Source organism: Micromonospora xinjiangensis (assembly GCF_056150165.1).
The window spans coordinates 173,918-195,290 of sequence record NZ_JAXCFO010000004.1; the positions used below are offsets into that span (position 1 = coordinate 173,918).

At 73.0% G+C, this 21,373-nt stretch carries 13 protein-coding genes; 6 read left to right on the forward strand and 7 right to left on the reverse strand.

The features are described from left to right. The first annotated feature begins 385 nt into the window (after positions 1-385). Positions 386-2,821, forward strand: a complete 2,436-nt coding sequence (locus SM573_RS16265; protein ID WP_474610148.1) for a M14 family metallopeptidase — start codon at positions 386-388, stop codon at positions 2,819-2,821. Positions 2,822-3,003: 182 nt separating this feature from the next. Then, the gene (locus SM573_RS16270) at positions 3,004-6,423 is read left to right on the forward strand and encodes a S8 family serine peptidase (RefSeq protein WP_474616434.1); all 3,420 of its coding nucleotides are present in this window, start codon (positions 3,004-3,006) and stop codon (positions 6,421-6,423) included. Between the two features lie 63 nt (positions 6,424-6,486). Here SM573_RS16270 and SM573_RS16275 read toward each other — a convergent pair whose 3' ends face one another. From SM573_RS16275 to SM573_RS16300, 6 genes are all read right to left on the reverse strand, one after another. Continuing rightward, a complete protein-coding gene (locus SM573_RS16275) occupies positions 6,487-8,877 on the reverse strand; it encodes a WD40/YVTN/BNR-like repeat-containing protein (protein WP_474616435.1) in 2,391 nt (796 codons plus the stop codon). Between the two features lie 155 nt (positions 8,878-9,032). Further along, complete coding sequence (locus SM573_RS16280) at positions 9,033-9,503, reverse strand: hypothetical protein (protein WP_474610145.1); 471 nt, start codon at positions 9,501-9,503, stop codon at positions 9,033-9,035. A gap of 18 nt (positions 9,504-9,521) precedes the next feature. Then, on the reverse strand, positions 9,522-10,403 hold the full coding sequence (locus SM573_RS16285; RefSeq protein ID WP_474616436.1) for a carbohydrate ABC transporter permease: 882 nt from the start codon (positions 10,401-10,403) through the stop codon (positions 9,522-9,524). Continuing rightward, entirely contained in the window at positions 10,400-11,410 is a 1,011-nt protein-coding gene (locus SM573_RS16290) for an ABC transporter ATP-binding protein (RefSeq protein WP_474616437.1), read from the reverse strand. Before SM573_RS16290 ends, SM573_RS16285 begins: the two co-directional genes overlap by 4 nt. Continuing rightward, on the reverse strand, positions 11,403-12,695 hold the full coding sequence (locus tag SM573_RS16295; protein ID WP_474616438.1) for an ABC transporter substrate-binding protein: 1,293 nt from the start codon (positions 12,693-12,695) through the stop codon (positions 11,403-11,405). Before SM573_RS16295 ends, SM573_RS16290 begins: the two co-directional genes overlap by 8 nt. Beyond that, entirely contained in the window at positions 12,692-13,525 is an 834-nt protein-coding gene (locus SM573_RS16300; protein WP_474610141.1) for a carbohydrate ABC transporter permease, read from the reverse strand. Before SM573_RS16300 ends, SM573_RS16295 begins: the two co-directional genes overlap by 4 nt. Positions 13,526-13,931: 406 nt before the next feature. On the opposite strand from SM573_RS16300, the gene SM573_RS16305 reads away from it, so the two are divergent. Further along, positions 13,932-15,845, forward strand: coding sequence for a Xaa-Pro dipeptidyl-peptidase (locus tag SM573_RS16305; RefSeq protein ID WP_474616439.1), 1,914 nt, complete (start codon positions 13,932-13,934; stop codon positions 15,843-15,845). Between the two features lie 220 nt (positions 15,846-16,065). Here SM573_RS16305 and SM573_RS16310 read toward each other — a convergent pair whose 3' ends face one another. Then, a complete protein-coding gene (locus tag SM573_RS16310) occupies positions 16,066-17,292 on the reverse strand; it encodes a PucR family transcriptional regulator (protein WP_474610139.1) in 1,227 nt (408 codons plus the stop codon). A 250-nt stretch (positions 17,293-17,542) separates the two neighbouring features. Here SM573_RS16310 and SM573_RS16315 point away from each other — a divergent pair, with 250 nt between their 5' ends. From SM573_RS16315 to SM573_RS16325, 3 genes are all read left to right on the forward strand, one after another. Next, positions 17,543-18,883: a nicotinate phosphoribosyltransferase gene (locus SM573_RS16315; protein WP_474616440.1), complete on the forward strand. Its 1,341-nt coding sequence runs from the start codon at positions 17,543-17,545 to the stop codon at positions 18,881-18,883. Between the two features lie 208 nt (positions 18,884-19,091). Continuing rightward, positions 19,092-20,321, forward strand: a complete 1,230-nt coding sequence (locus SM573_RS16320; RefSeq protein WP_474616441.1) for an SGNH/GDSL hydrolase family protein — start codon at positions 19,092-19,094, stop codon at positions 20,319-20,321. Between the two features lie 13 nt (positions 20,322-20,334). Beyond that, the gene (locus SM573_RS16325) at positions 20,335-21,369 is read left to right on the forward strand and encodes an alpha/beta hydrolase (protein ID WP_474616442.1); all 1,035 of its coding nucleotides are present in this window, start codon (positions 20,335-20,337) and stop codon (positions 21,367-21,369) included. Positions 21,370-21,373 lie beyond the last annotated feature (4 nt).

Consider the following 21,373-nt stretch of genomic DNA (forward strand, 5'->3'; position numbering starts at 1 on the left):
AAGGACACCCGTCACCCCCTGACGGGTGGAAATTCCAGGCCCGGCGCCGACATCGACGACCATCGTCTGGCCGGGACCGGGCGGGCTGACATCCGCCGATCGATGGGCCTGCCAGGGGATTGACAGACAACGGTGCGGTGCTGAGGATGATCCCAGTTCACCGAGCGCCACCGCACCAGCACGTTCCCGTGACGCTGCCGCATGTCGGCGATGCGCGGCGTCCATTCCGGCGCTCTGCCTCACCACCAGTTCCGTCCACCGTGTCGCGCGTCCGGCCACCGCAACGGCCGCGCGCGATCCACCGTATGGAGCCGCGTACCCCGGGCGTGCCCCTCGGCCACCATCGTCGGCCCTCGTGCCGAACAGCCAGAAGGGCAGAGAACACATGCCGTACCCCCTGTCCCCGCGGTGGCGACGCCGCCTTCCCGCACCGGCGGCCCTGGCCGCCGCCACGGCGGTCGTGCTGCTGGTCAGCCCCGCCGTGGCGACCACACCGCAGGCCACCGTCGCGACGGCCGAGGCCGACCCGGTCGCCGGCGAGCAGGCCAGCGTCGTCGAGGTGCTGCTCGACGGCACCGCGGAGCTGGACAAGCTCGTCGCCACCGGCGTCGACCTCGACCACCACGTGGAGCGCACGGAGACCGGCGTCGTCGCGCACGCGGTCATCACGCCCGCCGAGGCGACCCGCCTCACCGCGGCCGGCTTCACCCTCGGAGAGGTCCTGCACCGACCCGAGGACGCCCGGGACCGCGTCGCCGAGCGCGAGGCGACCATCGCCGAGCACAGGTCGGAGAACCGGGAGTTCGCCGCCGCCGCGGCCGACCCGACAGCACCGGACGTCTCCGACATCAAGATCATCCGAGCGGACTACTACACCTCGGGCACCAACCAGATCCTCTCGGTCGAGGCGAAGTGGGCGCAGGGCCAGACCGCCACGAACACCCTCACCGTCGAGCGGGACAGCGGCCCGGGCACCGAGATCGGGTCCGGCGGCACCCAGACCATCTCCCGGTTCGTCGACGCGGGCGTCTACCTCTACCACCGGGGCGCCGCGACGGTGACCAGCCGGCCGGACTACGTCCGGATCACCAGCCCCACGGGTGACGTCGCGGTGGCCAAGGTGCGGGAGTGGCTGCCCGACCCGGGGACCGACCCGGAGGGCCCGGGCTACCAGAAGGACTTCGTCACGAGTTACCTGACGCCGACCGAGCTGTACGCGCGGATCCGCCAGCTCGCCGCCGAGTTCCCGCAGCTGGCCGAGATCGTGGAACTGCCGTACAAGACCAACGGCTACCGCCGGCAGGCGCAGGCCGTCCTCGGCGCCGCCAACAACAGCCGGGTCGCCGTCGACTCCCTCGCCTGGGGGCACCAGGGCGGCAACGACATCTCCGTCGAGCTGGCCGACCCGGGCGCCGCCAACGCCGCGCTGGGTGTGACCGTGACCGGCAACGCCATCCGGGTGAACCTCGCCACCGACGGCTCCGGCGCGGTCACCAGCACGGCCGCCCAGGTGGTGGCGGCGATCAACGCGAACGCCGGATCGCTGGTGCGGGCGTACACCTACCGCGGCAGCGCCGGCACCGGCGTGGTCGCGCCGGCCGCGCGCACCCAGCTCACCGACGACCTGAGCGCGCCGGCCTCCGTCTCCCGCGACCCGCACCCGGTGTACGCCATCCGCATCGGCAAGCACCGCGACGGGTCGAAGCCGGGCGTCCTCGCGTACGCCCAGGAGCACGCCCGCGAGTGGGTGCCGCCGCTGGTCACCATCGAGACCGCCGAGCGGCTGCTGCGCAACTACGGGCACGACGGCCGGACCAAGCAGCTGCTGAACAACCTCGACATCTGGATCGCCCCGTCGATCAACCCGGACGGCGGGCACTACTCGTTCTACGACTTCAACTCCCAGCGCAAGAACATGACCAACCACTGCCCGCTGACCGGTGCGGCCGACTTCCTCGGCCGTGACTCGTGGGGCGTGGACAACAACCGCAACTACACCGAGTACAGCCTCTTCGACGGCTACTCGGGCGCCTCGTCGAGCTGCACCAGCGGCACGTACGCCGGGCCGAGCGAGCTGTCCGAGCCGGAGAACAAGAACCTCGACTGGCTCGCGTCCCGGCCGAACATCAAGTTCTCCATGAACCTGCACTCGTCCGGCAACTACTTCATGTGGTCGCCCGGCGCGTACGCCCTGCCGGACCGCACCTCGGCGCCGCGCCCGACGCTCGCCGAGGAGTCGTTCTTCTGGGGCGCCTCGTCGCGGATCCTCACCGCGATCAAGCAGCACCGCAACATGGCCGTCACCCCGGCGCGCACCGGTCCCATCTCCGACGTGCTCTACTCGGCGGCGGGCAACTCCGGCGACATGCTCTGGTACAAGTACGGCATCTACGCCTGGAACTTCGAGGTCGGCACCTCCTTCCAACCCGAGTGGGAGGAGGCGCACGACGAGGCCATGGAGTTCTCCAACGGCCTGGTCGAGCTGATGCGGGTGGCCCGTGACTTCGCCACGGACAGGAAGCGGCCGACGAGCACCCTCGCCGTCGCGCCGAGCTCGACGCCGGGCATGGTCAACGTGACGTTCGACGTGTCCGAGCCGGCGTCGGTCTTCTACACCCTCGACGGCGCCGCGCCCACCTACGAGTCCACCCTCTACGGCTCCGCGGGCGTCCGCGAGGGCGGCGAGACGGTGACCGTACCGGCCGGGACGTCGATCAACTGGTTCTCCGTCGACGCGGCCGGCAACGTGGAGAACAACTACCGTCCCGACGGCAACGGCAAGAACTACCGCAAGGGTCAGGCCGTCCTGCCGACGAGCTGACCGGATCCCCCCTCGACGGCCGCGGCGCTCCGGCGCCGCGGCCGTCGGCTGTCCGGGCCACGACCGCCGCGGATGACGTTTGCGTTTCAGCTGTTCCCCAAGATCACTCCTGGAATTAGCGTGAGATCAACTTCACGCCCCCCTCTCGCGCGAGAACGGGGGTCAGTCCAGTGAGGAGCGAGATGCTCAGAAGAACACGGTGGCTGGTGGCCCTCGCCGCCACGGCGACGGCACTGAGTGCGGTGCCGGGCACGTCGGCGTCGGCCGAGCCCCACAGCGTCACCCCGTCCACCGGGTCAGGTGCCGCGTCGGCCGGCTCGGGCGCGGCGACCGAAACCACCACCCACACGGTCACCCTGCTGACCGGTGACGTGGTGACCGTACGCTCCAGCGGGTCCGGGTGCCCACAGGCGGCGGTGCGGCCCGCGAAGCCGAACTCGGTGTTCCACCAGTCGTGCGGCCCGGACGGGCACCTGCACGTCATCCCCGCGAGCGTCGCGTCCCGGGTGGGCGCGGTGCTGGACCCGGACCTGTTCGACGTGACCGCCCTGATCGCCGACGGCTACGACGACGAGAGCACCCCGACGCTGCCGCTGATCGTGCAGCCGGCCACGAAGGCCGCGCGCGTCGCGGCCCTGGACGGCGTCGTGGACCTCCCCCTCCTCGACGCCGTCGCCGGCCACGTGCCGAAGCGGGGCGAGGCCACCGCGAAGCTGGCCACGAACTCGTTGCTGGCGGGGGCGAAGAAGGTGTGGCTGGACCGCAAGGTCCGCGCCACGGGCCTGACCGCCGCCGCGCCGACCACCGTGGCCGGTGGCGGCGGGGCGGCCGGCGCCGGCAAGGGCCCGCGCGCCGGCCTTGACTGGAACCTGACCCAGATCTCCGCGCCGGACGCCTGGAAGGCCGGCTACACCGGCAAGGGCGTACGGGTCGCGGTGCTCGACACGGGCGCCGACTTCACGCACCCCGACCTGGCCGGCCGGGTGGTGGAGAAGGCCGACTTCACGGTCGAGGGTGGCGACGCCGTCGACCACAACGGGCACGGCACGCACACGGCCTCGACCATCGCCGGCACGGGCGCGGCGGCGGACGGGCAGCGCCGCGGCGTCGCCCCGGACGCGCGACTGGTCATCGGCAAGGTCCTCGACGACCACGGATACGGCGACGACTCCCAGATCATCCGTGCGGTCGAGTGGGCCGCGCAGCGGGCCGACATCGTCAACATGAGCCTCGGCGGCGAGTACGGCGACGACGGCAGTGACCCGCTGGCGCTCGCCGTCGACGCGGCCAGCCGGAAGACCGGCGCGCTGTTCGTCGTCTCCTCGGGCAACAGCGGCGGCGCCATCTCCGCGCCGGGCTCCGCGGCCACCGCCCTGACGGTCGGCGCGGTCGACCGCACCGGCGCGCTGGCTGACTTCTCCAGCCGGGGGCCGCTGGTCGACACCTCGGTCGCGAAGCCGGAGCTGGTCGCGCCGGGCGTCGACATCGTCGCCGCCCGGGCCGCTGGCACCGACCTCCAGGACCCGATCGACCGGTACTACGAGGGCTCCACCGGCACCTCCATGGCCGCCCCGCACGTGGCCGGCGCCGCCGCCCTGCTGGCCCAGCGGCACCCGGACTGGACGGCCGCGCGGCTCAAGGCCGCCCTCGTGGGCGCCGCCGACCCGATGACCGGTGTCGACCCGTACGCGGTCGGCGCCGGCCGGCTCAACGCCGTCCGCGCCCTGTCCGGGCCCGTGAGCGACCAGTCCGTGGTCGACCTCGGCACGTTCACCCATCCGCAGGCCGGCGTCGCCGAGACGGCGCTGAGCTGGACGGGCGACACCACCCCCGCCACCGTCACCCTCGACCTGGCCGTCACCGCCGTCAACCACGACGGCACCACCGCGCCGCGCGGCGCGGTCACCCTCACCACGACACGCGTGACGCTCAGGAAGGGCTCCACCGCCGGCGCCCGGCTGCGGATCGACCGGGCCGCGTTGGCCGAGCGGCCGGGCTACTACCTCGCGACCGTCACCGCCCGCGCCGGCGGGCACCGGCTCGCCACCACGCCGGTCAGCTTCTACGTCGAGCCGCGCAGCTTCGACCTGACGGTCCACACCAGGCCGATGCCGGACGTGTCGCCGGGCGCGGAGAGCTGGGTCGGCGTCCTGGTGACCAACCTCGACGACCCGTACCTCTCGGCCGGCGACGGGTTCGTGACGCCGGGCGAGACGGTCACGGTTCGGGTCGCCCCGGGCCGGTACGCGGTCACCGCCGCGTACTCCTCGTACGACGTGGTGACCGACGCGCAACAGGGCGCCTACGTGGGTGACACGGACATCGCGATCACCGGTACCCGCAGCATCACCCTCGACCCGGCGACGGCCCGCCCCGTTACGGCGACCGTCGACGGCGTGCCCACCGAGGCGTCGGTCGCCACGTTCGCCTACGTGCAGACCACGAGGAACGGGCGGTCCTGGTACAACGCCGTCACCGGCCTGGGCGGCGGGGCCAAGGTGTCGGTGTCGCCGCTGCGCCGGCCCAGCGTGGGGTCGCTGCGGGCGTACGCCGGCTTCGGTCTCGAATCGCCGGCGGGCGCCGCGCGGCCCTACCACTACGACCTGGTGCACGAGTACGCCACGGGCGTGCCCGCCGACCCGTCGTACCGGGTGACGACGGCCGAGCAGGCCCGGCTGGCCCGGATCGACGAGCGGTTCCACCAGATGGACTCGCCGGAGATGGTCACCTCGTTGCGGCGCTACCTGTACGCCCCCGACGGGCTGTACATCACCCAGACCCGCACGTACGACCTGCCGCCGAACCGGACCGACTACCTCTCGCCGGGTTACGTCTACGTCGACGAGGGCATCTACGGCGGCCTGGTCGCGCAGGAGCAGGCGCGCGGCTACCAGCCGGGCAGCCGGCAGGCCAAAATTTGGGCGCGGCAGCCGCTGCACTCCGACTGGGTCGACGGCATCGCCGCCGTGGCGCAAACCTGCGCCACGGCGCCGTCACGGACCCGGGGCAACCTGCACCTCGACCTGGTCATGCTGACCGACCAGCACGGGCGGGCCGACTGCCTGCAGGGCGGGTCGATCGGGGTGAACCGGAAGCTGTCGCTCTACCGCGACGGCGCGCTGGTCGAGGAGCGTGCCGCCTCGCGGGCCGACTTCACGGTGCCGCAGCGGGCCGCGGACTACCGGGTGACCCTCGACGTCGAGACGAGCCTGGTGCTGCCGGTGTCGACCCGGGTGACCACCTCGTGGACGTTCCGGTCCGCGGGGCCGAGCGGGACGGGCAGCGTGCCGTTGCCGCTGCTCGCGGTCGACTACGCGCTGCCGATGGACACCGGCAACCACGCCACCGGCGGGACCGGCGAGTTCACGGTCCGGCAGGCCCGCGGCGTACCCACCCAGAAGGTGACCTCGTTCCGGGTCTGGACCTCGGCCGACGACGGCGTCACCTGGGCGGCGGCCCGGGTCACCCGCGACGGGGACGGCTACCGGGTCGACCTGCCGAAACCCGCACCGGGCAAGGCGGTCTCGCTGCGGGTGAAGGCCGAGGGCAGCGGCGGTAGCGGCATCGACCAGACCATCGTCCGGGCGTACCGGGCCGGCTGATCGTCCCGCGCCCGGGCGCGGCCCCGGCACGACCGTGCCGGGGCCGCGTCCGTCCGACCTCCGTCAGCCCTTCTTGCAGGAGGCGAGCACGCCGACCACGCCGACCCCGGTGGGCTTCAGCGGCAGCTTCGTCGACGCCGCCGGGCACCTCGGGACCGTCAGGTCGTAGATGCCGCGACCGAACGACGCCGCGGTCAGCTGCCGGCTCTGCTCGTGGTAGCGCAGGTACATCACCGCCGCCTGCGGCAGGTTCGTGCCGAGGGCGGCCCACTCGCCGCCGTTCCAGGCCGACAGGAACACCCCGACGTCCGTGCCGACCAGCAGCAGCCCGTCGGCGGTCGGGACGATCGAGTTCACCGGCGCGTCCGGGAGACCCCGGCCGATGTCCCGCCAGGTGCGGCCGCCGTCACGGGTGATCATCACGTGGGCCCGGTCGCTGCCGGAGCGGAATCCGGAGAACGTGGCGTACGCGATGTTCTTGTCCCGCGGGTGCACCGCCACCCGGGTCACCCAGGTGCCGGGCAGCTGCGCCCGGTCGACCTGGTGCCACGAGCCGCCCAGGTCGTCGGTCCACCACAGCCGGCCGTCGTCGGTGCCGACGTACAGCGTGTTCCCGTCCGTCGGCGCCGCCGCGAGCGTGGTGATCGTGCCCCACGGATAGCCGGACGGGTCGTTGGGGCCGCCGCCGGTGAGGTCCGGGCTGATCGGCGTCCACGTCCGACCGTTGTCGGTGGACCGGTTGACGATGTTGCCGGCGTAGTACATGACGTTCGGGTCGCTCGGGTCGAACTGCAGCGGCGTGAGCCAGTTGCGCCGCGCGGAGGTCGTCTGCCCGGCACCGATGGTCTGTCGCGGCGCCGCGCCGGCGTTCTCGGAGCGGTAGCAGGAGCCGTACTGGCTGCACCCGAAGACGATGTTCGGCTGCTCGGGGTGGATGATCACCTGGAGGCCGTCACCGCAGCCGATGGCGGTCCACGGGCCGCCGACACCGGTGTAGCCGCGGTTGCAGCCGTTGTCCTGCGCCCCGCCGACCTTCAGCACCGGATCGGTCTCCGCGACGTCGACGGTGTAGAACTGCGTGTACGGCTCGTAGGTCGACTTGACCCAGCCGCTCGCGCCGTTGGCCTCCGACCGGTAGAAGCCGCCGTCGTTGCCGAGGTAGACCCGGCCGGGCACCTTCGCGTCCCAGCGCATCGCGTGCTGGTCGGCGTGCACGCCGCCCACCGACGAGAAGCTCTGCGCGCCGTTGGTGGAGCGCATCAGGTTCACCCCGGTCAGGAACACGTGGTCGGCGTCGCCGGGGTCGACGAAGAGCTTGCCGAACCACCAGCTGAACGTGGACTGCGACGCCTGCCCGGCCGTCACCGGCGTCTGTGTCCAGCTGTCCCCGCCGTCGTCGGAGCGGTAGAAGGCGCGGAACGGGCCGAGCGCCGTGCCGACGTACGCGTAGAGGCGCTGCGGGTCGTTCGGGGCGAGCGCCAGGCCCCACCGGCCCTGGTCGGCGTCGGTCGGCAGACCGTCGGTCATCCGCTGCCAGCTCGCGCCGCCGTCCTCGGAGCGCCAGAGGCTCGAACCGGGGCCGCCGTAGGTGCGCTGGTGCGGCTCGCGCAGATGGTCCCACATCGCCGCGTACACCCGGCGGGGATTGCTCGGGTCGATGACGACCTCGGTGGCACCGGTGGTGGCGTTCGGCGGGGCCAGGACGCGACGCCAGCTGTCACCGCCGTTCTCGGAGAGGTAGACGCCGCGCTCGCCGCCGGGACGGAAGAGGTTGCCGCTGGCCGCGGCGAAGATCCGGTCCTCGTCGCTCGGGTCGATGGCGAAGCGGGCGATGGCGTGGCTGTCCTTCAGCCCGACCCGCTTCCACGTCTCTCCACGGTCCTTCGACCGGTAGACGCCGTCGCCGCCGAAGGTGATCGAGCCGCCGCCCGGCTGGGCCTCGCCCGTGCCGGCGAAGAGCACGCCGTCACTGGTCATCGCGACCGCGCCCATGCTCTGCGTCCAGCCGTCCGGCCAGGCCGTCTCGAACGTGGCGCCGGCGTCGCGGGACCTCCAGACGCCACCGGAGGCGGCGGCGATGAAGACCTGGTCGGGCACCTGCGGGTCGACGGCGATGTCGACCACCCGGCCGCCGATGTTGCTCGGACCGAAGAAGCTCCACCTGCGCTCGGCGAGGTGCCGGTACGCCTTGCGGGTGTGGCCGGCGATCTGGTCGGCCTCCCCGCGCGCCTTCGTGTACTTGGCCGTGGAGAGCTCGGTGCTGCCGTCGCTCATCCGCTGCGCGGTCATCCACTCGTCGGGCAGTTCCATCGGCCCGGTGGGGGTGCTGGTGGCCAGCGACACCTCCTCGACGGGCCGGGGCGTCGAGGAGGCGGTGAGCGCGACCGTGGCCAGCAGCACGACCGCCGCCGTCAGGGTGAGGCCGCGGTATCTTCGGACGAGCGTGAGGTTCATTCGGTTCTCCCTGTCCACGCGTGATTACCGGGGAAAGCGGTCTCCACCGGGCACGCTAGACAGTGGGGTGAGCCACGTCACCGAGCATCTGTTGGGATTCGGTGGGTCCGGTTAGGACACCTGTCGAGGCGGGCCGCCGACACGGTCGACGGCCGTCAGCGGCTCTGGAACTCCGGCAGGCCCGCGTCGTCGGAGTCCGGCCCCACCACGGCGGTGACCGTCGTGCCGTCCGCGCAGAGGGCGGTGGCCCGCAGGTACGTGCGTCGGTGCTGCGCCCGCATCAGCACCTCGGCCTCGAAGATCTCGTCCTCGGCGCGGAGCAGGTCGATGTCGGTGCGCTGCTCGTAGTGGGCGCGTACGTCCAGTGGGGTCATCCGGACGGTGGCCTCGACCGTCGTCAGCGCGCCCTGCTCGACGACCGAGGTGACCCGCGCGCCGTCCGGCAGCAGCAGGCCGTCGACCCGGGCGTCCACCTCGGCGTCGGCGTCCAGCGGCACCCGGTCGCAGCTCGGCAGGTTCGCGAGCATGCCCGGCCCCCGACCGGTGCCCTGACCCGCGTCCGGGTCACCGCACGCGGCCAGCAGCAGGGGGATCGTGACGACGGCGGCGAAAATCCGGAGTCTCACCGCCGCAGCATGGCACGCTCAGCGCAGGAACCGCCACCGTCGTACGGCGCGCAGCAGGACCGCGATGACGACCGCGGTGACCGCCATGAGCACGCTCGTGAGCAACGCGCCGTACGCGAAGCCGGAGAACTCGAAGGCCTGGTCGAAGATGTACACCGGCAGGTAGAGCGTGGCGTTGGCGGGCCGCCCGTCGGTCAGGACGTACGCGGGCACGAAGTTGACCTGGAGGGTGAGGATCGTGTCCCGGACCGCGAGCAGCAGCAGCACGGGCGCGAGCAGCGGCAGGGTGAGCCGGCGCAGCTGCCCGAACGGCCCGCACCCCTCCAGGGCGGCCGCCTCGTAGAGCCGTCCGTCGAGCATCCGCCGGGCGGCGAGCACGACCAGGAATCCCTCCCCGATCGGGAACATCAGCATCAGCGCGACGCCCAGCCGCGCGGTGCCCGGCTCGGAGAGCCAGCTGAACCCGGGGTGACCGACGAGCCCGAGCAGTTGGTTGAGCGGGCCGTAGAGCGGGTTGAGGACCCACAGGAACAGCACCGCGAGGGCGACGTCCGGTACGACCGTCGGCAGGTACACCGCGACCCGGAACCAGCGGCCGCCCGGCCGCGGCGCGGCCAGCAGCAGGCCGAGCCCCACGGCGGCGAGCAGCCGCAGCGGCACGGTCAGCGCCAGGTGGACGGCGGAGGCGCGGACGCTGTCGAGCAGGAAGCCGTCGGCGAGCATCCGGCGCACGTTGTCCAGGCCGACGAACCGCGGGTCGCGGGTGAGGCCGGCGTGGTCGGTGAAGGCGTAGCCGAGGTTCAGCAGCGCCGGCAGCAGGATCAGCAGCCCCACCGCCACCGCGTACGGGGCGAGGAACGCCCACGCGGTCAGCGGCGGGCGGTCCCGGCCGGAGGTCACCGCCGCCGCCCGGTGCCGGCGTCGAAGTGGTGCAGGCGGTCCGCGTCGGGACACAGCCGCACCGCCTCGCCGGCCCGTACCCCCGGCCGCGGCCCGGTGCGGACGGTCAACCTTGTGCCGTCGGCGCAGCGGGTCAGCAGGATCGTCTCGCTGCCCAGCGCCTCCACCGCCTCGGTGACGGCCTCGATCGGCCCGTCCCCGTCGAGGAGCAGGTCCTCGGGGCGGACCCCGACGGTCAGGTCGGCGGTGCCGCCCAGCACACCGCCGCCGGGGACCAGGTTCATCGGCGGGCTGCCGAGGAAGCCGGCGACGAACGTGTCCGCCGGCTCGTCGTACACCTGCTGCGGCGGCCCGACCTGGCGGATGCGGCCGCGGTGCAGCACGGCGACGCGGTCGCCGAGGGTCATGGCCTCCGCCTGGTCGTGGGTGACGTGGATGGTGGTGGTGCCGAGGTCCCGGTGCAGGGCGAGCAGGTCGGCGCGGGTGGCGAAGCGCAGCGGCGCGTCCAGGCTCGCCAGTGGCTCGTCGAGCAGGTGGACCGCCGGCTCGCGCAGCAGCGCCCGGGCCAGGGCGACCCGCTGACGCTGCCCGCCCGAGGTCTGGTCGGGGTAGCGGTCCAGCAGGTCCCCGATGCCCAGCCGCTCGGCCGCGGCCCGCGCCCGCCGCTCGGCCTCGTCGCGGCGGACCCGGCGCACGCGCAGCCCGAACAGCAGGTTGCCGAGCACGGTGAGGTGCGGATAGAGCGCGTAGTCCTGGAAGACCATCGCGACGGCCCGCCGGTGCGGTGGGACCCGGGCGACGTCCTGCCCGTCGAGGAGGATGCGCCCGCCGTCGGGTCGGTCGAGCCCGGCGATCAGCCGCAGGATCGTCGACTTCCCCGAGCCGGACGGCCCGACCAGGGTGAGCAGCTCGCCGGGCCGCACCTCCAGGTCGACGTCGTCGAGGGCGACGACGCGCCCGTAGGACCGGGTCAGCGACTCCAGCCGGATGGCGCCGCGCTCAGCCACCCGTACCGACCGGCAGGGCGAAGAGCGGACGGACCTTCTCCTCCAGGTTCCGCAGCCCCTCCTCGCGCCCGACCCGCCCGTAGAAGACCTCTTCGAGCAGGGCGTCCGCCTCCCGTTCCACCCGTGACCAGGTGCCGGTGCGGGGAGTGGCCTTCAGGTGCGGCTCGGCGTCGAGGTAGACCTGCGACGACCGCGGCGGCTTCTGCGGGTCGAGGAACGTGGGGGAGTTGGCCACGTCGAGTCGGGACGGCACGGTCCGGCCGGACCCGGCGAGGATCCGCTGGCCCTGCTCGCCCATGGCGAACTCGATGAACCGCCACGCGTCGTCGTGGTCGGGCAGGCCGGCGCTCATGCAGTACGCGTCGCTGTGCAGGATCGACGCGGGCACCCCGCCGGGCGCCACGGGCAGCGGCGCGGCGTCCCAGGTGAAGCCGTCGATGGTCCGCAGGGTGGGTACGGCGACGCGGCTGTTCAGGTACATGCCGAGGGTGCCGCGGAGGAACCGTGCCTCGCTCGACTCGCTCTGCTCCTCTCGGTCGGGGGGCACGACGTGGTGCGTCAGCTGCAGGTCGAGGAACCAGTCGACGGCCCTGCGGGTCGCGGGGTCACGGGTGAGGGTGAGGGTGGTCGGCCGGGCCGGGTCGTCAACGATCTCGCCGCGGTTGGACCAGACGAACGGTGCCAGCCGCGGGACCGAGGGCTCGACCCCCACGCCGTACGTCCCGTCGCCGGTCAGGGCACGGGCGGCGGAGAGGAAGTCGTCCCAGGTCCAGCCCGCCTTCGGCAGCGGCACGCCGCGCGCCGCGAAGAGGTCGGCGTTGTAGTAGACGACGAGCGACGACATGTTCTGCGGCAGGCAGGCCAACGTCTGCCCGTCGTAGCGGAAGGCGTCCAGGGCGCGGGGGCTGAAGTCGCTCTCCTCCAGGGCGGTGCTGCGGTCGAGGTACGACTGCACGGGCTCGATCGCCCGCTGCGCGGCGAACTGGCCGTAGCGCCGGTAGTTCAGCAGGAACACGTCGGGCGGCCGCCCGCCGGCGAACGCGGTGGTCAGCCGGGCCATCAGCTCGTCCTGGGTGGCGACCGGCGAGAGCGTGACCGGCACGTCGGGCTGGGCGTCGGCGAACGCGTCGACGAGACCGCGGTAACCGGCGATCTCCTCGGCGTCGCCGAAGAGCACGACGGTGATGCCCCGGGAGTCCTTCGCGTCGCCGCCGCTGTCGCAGCCGGCCACGCCGAGCAGCAGCGCGGCGGTGACCAGGGCGACGGCCCGTCGGAATCGGCTCACCTACGACCTCCAGATCTCAGGGCGGCCAGCGGATCGTCGTGCAACAGGATCCGCTGGGCCAGCAGGAACACCAGCACGCACGGCACGGTCGCCACCACGCAGCCGGCCATCAGCAGCGGCCAGTCCGTCGGGTTCAGCAGCCGCAGGAACTGCAGACCGAGGGGGTACGTGTAACGGTCGCCGCTGTGCAGGTACAGCAGCGGGTCGATCAGGTTCGACCAGTGGAACGTGAAGGCGAGCACGGCCACCGCCAGCGTCGCCGGGCGCACCTGCGGCAGCGCCACCCGGCGCCAGACGGTGAGCCATCCGGCCCCCTCGAGCCGGGCCGCCGCGAGCTGACTGTCGGGCACGCCGCCGAAGGCCCACGCGTACAGCAGCACGAGGAACGGGCTGCCGGCGAGCAGGGCCGGGGCCAGCAGCGGGACGTACGTGTCGACGACTCCGGCGAGCCGGAACAGCTCGAAGCGGGTGGCCCAGACCGCGGTGACCGGCACGAGCAGGACCGCCACCAGGCCGAGCACCGCCCGGCGGCGGGCCGCCGGGGTGAGCAGCCGCAGCCCGAAGCCGGTCAGCGAGGCGACCAGCACCGTGACCGGTACGGCGATCGCGACCACGAGCGCGGAGTTCGCGAGGTAACGGAAGAGCGGGATCAGCTCCGGCAGCCGGGCGTACGCGGCCACGGTCGGCTCGGTCGGCAGCAGTTCCAGCGTGCGCGGTGGTGGCGTGCCGGCGGGCCGGAGCGACCCGACGAGCATCAACCACAGCGGGGCGGCGAAGAGCGCCGCGACCAGCGCCGGCAGCACGAACCGCCCGATGAACCGCGGTAGCACGTGGGGGCTCGCCGAGCGCACGTCCCGCCCTTCTCGCCAAATCCGGTGGCGTGTCTCGTCCGGCCACGCCGCCGGCGATCTCCACCCGGCGGGGTGGTGCGGCCGAACCTATGGCCGGGTGGGCCGCGCGTCATCGGGCACCTGTTGGAATCGCGGGGGAGCTGCTCCTACGCCTGTCGCACGAGCCGCTGGCCGCGACGGACGGGGCGCGCGGGGCGGGGACCGTCACCGCCGGTGGGGAACGCCTTCGACAGACGTAGGAGACGTCGACGATCATCTTCCGCACCTGTCCGATGACCGCCCGCTGTCGGATTCCTAGGGTTCAGCTCATCTGCCGCACCGGCGGCCCGCCGTCCCTGCCCGGACGGCCGGCCCCGCGCCGGTGCCGGACCAGGGGAGGAGCACCATGCCAACCACGAGGAGCTGGTGGCGAGCGTCGGTGGTGGTCGCGATGACCGCCGTCGTGGCCCTGCCGGCGGCCGTCGCGACGGCGAAGCCGACCGCGGAGAGACTCCGGCCCGTCATCCGGGACGGGGTCACCCAGCCGGTGTTCGGCTACGCCGACGCGATCCGCGAGCGGGTCTTCGTCACCTCCGACGTCGACACCGACGGCGACGGCGCGCGTGACGTCGTGTCCATGGACATCATCCGGCCCAAGGCCAGCGACAAGGGCCTGCGTGTGCCGGTGGTCATGGACGCGAGCCCGTACTACTCGACCGTCTGCCGGGGCAACGAGAGCGAGTGCAAGGCCGACGTGGACGGCGACGGCCTCAACGACAAGTGGCCGCTCTTCTACGACAACTACTTCGTCCCGCGCGGCTACGCGGTGATCCTGCTCGACATGATCGGCACGAACAACTCCACCGGCTGTCCGGTCACCGGTGGTCGCGCCGACAACATCAGCGCGCCGACGGCGATCGACTGGCTCAACGGGCGGCGCGCGGGCCGCGACGCCGCCGGGGAGCGGGTGGTCGCCGACTGGCACAACGGGCGCACCGGCATGATCGGCAAGTCGTACGACGGCACCCTCGCCAACGCGGCCGCCGCCACCGGCGTCAAGGGCCTCACCACCATCGTGCCGATCTCCGCCATCTCCAGCTGGTACGACTACTCGCGCAGCAACGGCCTGGTGACCCGGGCCAACAACTACTCCGGCAGCCTCGCCAACACCGTCACCAACCCGGAGCGGCGCGCGTACTGTGCTCCCGTCCGGGACCAGATGGGTGTGGCGGGCGACGACGCGACGGGCGACTACAGCGACTTCTGGGCCGAGCGGGACTACGTGCCGCACGCCGACCGCGTCCGGGCCAGTGTCTTCGTGGTGCACGGCATCAACGACAACAACGTGCGGCCGGAGCACTTCAGCAAGTGGTGGGACGCCCTCGCCGAGCACAACGTGCCCCGCAAGCTCTGGATGACCGGCACCGGCCACGTCGACCCGTTCGACTTCCGACGCGGTGAGTGGGTGGACACCCTGCACCGCTGGTTCGACTACTGGCTGCACGGCGTCCAGAACGGGATCATGAAGGAGCCCCGGGTCGACATCGAGCGGGCCCCGGACGTGTGGGAGACCCACCGCGACTGGCCGATCCCGGCCGCCCGGCCGACGCAGGTCTTCCTGCGGCCCGGCGCCGAGGGCGCGGCCGGCGCGCTGTCGGTCCGCCCGCAGCCCGGCAAGGCGTCCCGGACCTTCACGGACACGCCGAGCATGAGCCAGACCAACGCCATCCGGCACCCCTCGGACCCGCAGGCCAACACCGCGAACCGCCTCGTGTTCCTCTCCCAGCCGCTGCGGGCCCCGCTGCACGTCTCGGGCACGCCCGTCGTGCGGATCAAGGCGTCGGTGAACGGCGAGGACACCAGCTTCGCCGGTCTGCTCGTGGACTACGGCACCCGGCCGCGGTTCAGCACCGCGGGCGACGGCATCGCCACCCTGACCGAGGAGGACTGCTGGGGCGGCGACGCCACCTGGGGCGGCCACGCGGAGGACGCCTGCTACCGGCAGACCACCAAGACCGTGGCCGAGCAGCCGCAGGAGCTCGTCACCAAGGGCATCCTGGACGGGCTGAACATCGACTCGCTCGCCACGTCGACCCCGCTGGTGCCGGGGCGCAAGTACGGTGTCGACGTGCCGCTGCTGCCCGAGGACTACGTCTTCGAGGCCGGCAACCAGATCGGTGTGATCCTGCTCGGCTCGTACTCCGGCTACAGCAGCCGGGCCAAGCAGAACCAGGCCGAGATTACCGTCCACTTCGACAGCAGCCGGATCGAGCTGCCGGTCGTCGGCGGCCGCAAGGCGGCCGAGCGCGCCGGCCTCTGACGGCGGTCGGTTCGACGGGCGGGGCGACGAGGGTCGTCGCCCCGCCCACGCCGTCGCGGCGTACGGTCCTCCGTCCCCGGTTCCGTCGATCAGCCGGCGGCCGGCGAGTCGTAGGAATTCCGGGCGGCGTCGATCTCGCCGATGTGCGCCTCGGACCCCGGTCTCGTTCGCACTGACGATCGCCCGGTAGTCCAGCCCACCCGCGCGGCTGGTCGGTCGTTCAGTCCTCCGGGCGGTACGCGCCGGTGAGCCGCCCCAGCTTCAACGCCAGGTGCAGGCAGAGCCGCTCGTTGCCGTCCTTCAGGTCGGTCTCGGCCAGCTCCTCGATGCGCTGCAGCCGGTAGTAGAGCGTCGTGCGGTGCAGTCGGAGCTGCTCCGCGGTGGCGTGGGCGTTGCCGGCGAGGTCCAGGTAACGCTCCAGCGTGCGCAGCAGCACCGGGCTCGACTGCTCCCGCAGCAGCCGGTCGAGACCGGGGTGCACGTCGGCCATGTCCAGGTGCCGCCCCTCGAGCCGGGTGAGCACCCGGTAGACGCCCAACCCGGACCAGGAGATCACCGTGCCCAGCGCCGGCAGCCGAACGCCGACCCGGGCGGACTGCAGCGCCTCCCCGTACGAGCCGAACGCCTCCGCGAGGCCCGGACGCTGCTGCCCGATCCCGACGACGGTGCGTTCGACCGAGCCGAGGCCCCGTGTCGCGTGCCGCAGGTTGTCGTCCAGCAACTTGGCGGCGACCTCGGGAGAGGGGCGCCCGGCGCCGCGGGTGCCGGTGAGCAGGAGGACGCCGTGGTCGTCGCGGACCAGGTGCAGCGCCTCCCGGGTGCCGACCCAGCGCCGGGTGGTGACCAGCGCCTGCTCCAGCGCCAGCCGGGCGATCTCGTCGAGCGGCTCGCCGTCGGTGGCGACGAGCTGCGCCACGACGGCGGTGGCCGGCCCGTCGGCGATCATGCCGGCCTCGCGCAGGGAGCGCGCCGACCGGACCCGGGTCGCCTCACTGTCGGAGAGCAGCGTGCGGGCCGCCTCGGTCTCCTGCTGGGAGGCCAGCTCGCCGAGGAGGTTCTCCCGGTAGAGCGCCAGGGACAGTTCGCTCATCAGACCGGTGGCGGCGATGTCCGCGTCGGCCATGGTGCCGTCCGGGTCGATGAACCAGACGAAGCCCAGCAGCAGGTCCTGGTGGCGGATCGGCACGCAGACCCGGGGCAGCAGGTCCAGCTCCTCCGAGGCGGGTGTGCGTACCGGCTCCCGGGCGTCCAGGATGCCGGTGCTGCGGAACCAGGCCATCACCTCGGGAGTGGTCTGCCGGCGCAGGATCGACGCCCGCCGTACGTCGTCCATCAACCCGGTGTGCTCGCTGTAGACCACCACCCGCTGGCGCCTGTCCTCGATCAGCGCGGGCCGACCCGCGTACGCGGCGAGCGCGTCGACGAGTCGTTGCAACTCACCCTGCATGGGCTCCTCCGGTCACCTCCTCGGTGGACTCCTGACGACGGACTGGTACCCGCCGGTGCGGCCCACCGAGCCTCACAGCCCGGCCGCGCCAGGACCGCACACGAACGATCATGCTGGTCTCTATCGACGGGGACAACCGTTCAGCCTGCGTCTTCGCCGCCGATAGGGCCGCGGACCGTCCGGGATATCCCGTTTCCCGCGCATCCGGGGTCCGTATCCACCACAGTGGTCACGTGGCCGAGGAGGTGGGATGAGCGGGCTGCGGACCGACCTGTACGAACTGCGGATGGCGGCCAGCTACCTGCGTCGTGGCATGACCGAGCACGCCACCTTCAGTCTCTTCTCGCGCCGGCTGCCGCCGCGGCGCGGATTCCTGGTCGCGGCCGGGCTGGCCGAGGCGCTGACGTTTCTCGAGGAGTTCGCGTTCGACACCGCCGACCTCAGCTACCTGCGCGACGTGGTCGGTTTCGACCAGCCGACGCTGACGGCACTGTCCACGCTCCGGTTCACCGGCGACGTCCGGGCCGTTCCGGAGGGGCGGGTGGTCTTCGCCGACGAGCCGCTGTTGGAGGTCACCGCGCCGATCGCCGAGGCGCAGCTGGTGGAGACCGGAGTGCTCAACCTGATCACCTTTCACACCGCGATCGCCAGCAAGGCGGCCCGGTGCCGGCTCGCCGCGGGCGACGCCCAACTGATCGACTTCGCGTTCCGGCGTACCCACGGCATCGAGGCCGGTGCGGGCGTGGCCCGGGCGTCGGCCATCGCGGGCTTCGCCGCCACGAGCGACGTCGAGGCGGCCCGCCGCTACGGACTCGCCGCGTCCGGGACGATGGCGCACTCCTACGTCGAGGCGTTCCCGGACGAGCGGTCCGCGTTCCGGGCGTTCGCCACCGACTTCCCGACGGACCCGATCTTCCTGGTCGACACGTACGACACGCCCGCCGGCGTGCGGGCGGCCGTCGACGTGGTCACCGAGCTCGGCCTGACCGGGCCGTTCGGCGTACGGCTGGACTCCGGCGACCTCGCCGCGCTCGCCCGGCGGGCGCGGGAGATCCTCGACGAGGCCGGGCTGACCCGGGCCCGGATCGTGGCGAGCGGCAGCCTGGACGAGGACGTGATCGCCGCTCTGGTGGCGGCGGGTGCTCCCATCGACGGCTACGGGGTGGGCACGAAGATGGGCGTCTCCTACGACGCGCCGTCGCTGGACAGCGCGTACAAGCTCGTCGCGGTCGGCGACCGGCCGGTGCTGAAGCTGTCTCCCGGCAAGGCCACCCTGCCGGGCCCGAAGCAGGTGTTCCGGGACCCGACCGGCGCGAGCGGCGACGTGGTCGGCCTGCGCGACGAGCCGGCACCGACCGGCCGGGAACCGCTGCTCGTGCCGGTGATGCGCGCCGGTCGCCGGCTCGATCCCGCCGATCCCGCCGCGGCGGTACGCGCCGCCCGTGATCGGTTCGACGCCGACCTGGGTTGGCTGCCGGAGGCGGCGCGGCGGTTGACCGGCGCGCGCCCGCCGACCGTCACGGTGAGCGCGGCACTGACCGCGCTGCACGAGCGGGTGGCCGCGCGGGTGAGGCGGACCGGCGGCCACTGACCGCCGCACCCGGCGGCGGGGCGTACGGCACCAGACCCAACCGATCGGCTCACGTCGATGACCGCTGGTCGCATCCGCGTTCTCCGTTCGGCTCAGCGGACCGTCCGCTCGCCGCGCCGACGCGCTGGTTCGCCTCCACGCTCTGTCAGAGGATCATCACCGGTGGTTTCGTCACGGACGCCCGTCAGTGTCGACAAAGGAGCTGACCGTGACGTCAACACGTGTACGAGCCCGACTCGCCGCCGTCGCCGTGATCACCGCCGCGATCGGCCTGCTGCCCGCGAACGCGTCGGCCGGATCGCACGGCCGCGCCGACTGGATCGGCAGTTGGACCGTGGCCGTGGCCGAGCCGAGGACGACCGGCACCTCGGCCACCGGATTCACCGACACCACCCTGCGCCAGGTGGCGCACCTGTCCATCGGCGGCGACAGCCTCCGGATCCGCATCAGCAACGTCTACGGCACGACGCCGCTGGCCGTCGCGGCGGTCACCGTGGCGCCGCGAACCGGTGGCACCGGCACCCCGCAGGTCGACCAGCGGGCACTGCGGCCGGTGACGTTCCAGGGCGAGCGGTCCGTGACGATCCCGGCCGGGGTCGAGTGGTGGTCCGACCCGGTGCGGATGCGGGTCGCCAAGGACTCCGACCTGGTGGTCAGCACGTACCTCCCGGGCCCGACCGGCCCCACGACCTGGCACCCCGCCGGCTACGCGACCTCGTTCCGGGCGGCCGGCGACGCCACGGCGGACACCGGCGGCGCCTACACCCCGCTGGACACCGCGCGGTACTTCCTCTCCGGTGTGGACGTCACCTCCCGCGCGGCCGGATCGGTGGTGTTCTTCGGTGACTCCATCACCGACGGGGTCGTCTCGACGGTCGATGCCAACCTCCGCTACCCCGACCAGGTCGCGGACCGGCTGCTGGCCCGGCCGGAGGCCCGCCAGTGCGGTGTCCTCAACGCCGGGATCAGCGGCAACCGGCTGCTGAGCGACGCCGGTTCGGCGGGAGACTCGGCGCTCGCGAGGTTCGACCGCGACGTGCTCGGGCAGGCCGGCGTCCGCAGCGTCGTGCTGCTGGAGGGCATCAACGACATCGGCAGCACGCGCGGCGCACTGGAGCCGGCCCAGCTCATCGGGGTCTACCGGCAGTTCATCGCGCGGGCCCACCAGGCGGGCATCCGCGTCGTCGGCGCCACGATCCTGCCGTACGAGGGCGCGGGCTACTACAGCGAGGCCGGCGAGGCGGACCGCCAGGCGGTCAACCAGTGGATCCGCACCTCCGGCGAGTTCGACGACGTCCTCGACCTCGACGCGGCCACCCGGGACCCGGCCGACCCCGGTCGGCTGAACCCCGCCTACGACTCCGGCGACCACCTGCACCCGGGCGACGTCGGCTTCGCGGCGATGGCCCGCGCGGTGGACCTCGGCGACATCTGCTGAGACGGGAGGAACCATGAGGAGACGATCCCTCCGCGCCGCCGCCCTCGCGGTCGGGCTCGCCCTGGCCGGGCTGACCGCGCCCGGTCCGGCCACGGCCACGACCGGCCCGGACGCCGCCGCGGCCGGGACCGTCCGGACGTCGGACGGGGCGTACGTGGTGCGGGAGAGCGTCGTCGGCCCCCGGCTGGTCGACCTCACGATCCAGTCGCCGGCGCTCGGCGGCACCGCGAACGTCCGGCTGTTGACGCCCGACGGGTGGCAGGTCCGATCCCGGTGGGACCGCTGGCCCGTGCTCTACCTACTGCACGGATGCTGCGACTCGTACGTCAGCTGGACCCGGTCGACCGACGTCGCCGACATCCCGCAGCTGCGCGACGTCCTCGTCGTGATGCCCGAGGCGGGTGCCGCCGGCTGGTACAGCGACTGGTGGAACGGCGGCCGGGGCGGCACACCGGCGTGGGAGACGTTCCACCTGCGCGAGGTGCGGCAGATCATCGAGCGTGGGTACGGCGCGGGCACCCGACGCGCGGTGGCCGGCCTGTCGATGGGCGGCTTCGGCGCGATGTCGTACGCCGCCCGCAACCCGGGCATGTTCCGGGCGGCGGCGTCCTTCAGCGGTGTCGTCCACCCGTCGCGGGACCCGGCGTACTGGCTGCCGTTCTTCGGGCGCACCGGTCTGGACCCGTACGACCTCTGGGGCGACCCGGTGGCGCAGCGGCACGTGTGGGCGGCCCACGACCCGTACCACCTGGCGAAGCGACTGCGGCACACCGCGCTCTTCGTGGCCACCGGCGACGGCACCCCGGGCGGGCCGTTCGACGCGCCGGGGGCCACCGACGGCCTGGAGGCGCTCATCCACCAGGAGAACGTCGACTTCGTCGACCGGCTGCGGGAGCTGGGCGTGCCCGTCCAGACCGACTTCTACGGCCCGGGCACCCACAGCTGGCCGTACTGGGAGCGGGAACTGCACCGGGCACTGCCGATGCTGCTGCGAGCGTTGAGCCCGGGGCGGGGCGAGTCGCGCCACTCCGCCCTGGGTAGCCCGTAGCCGG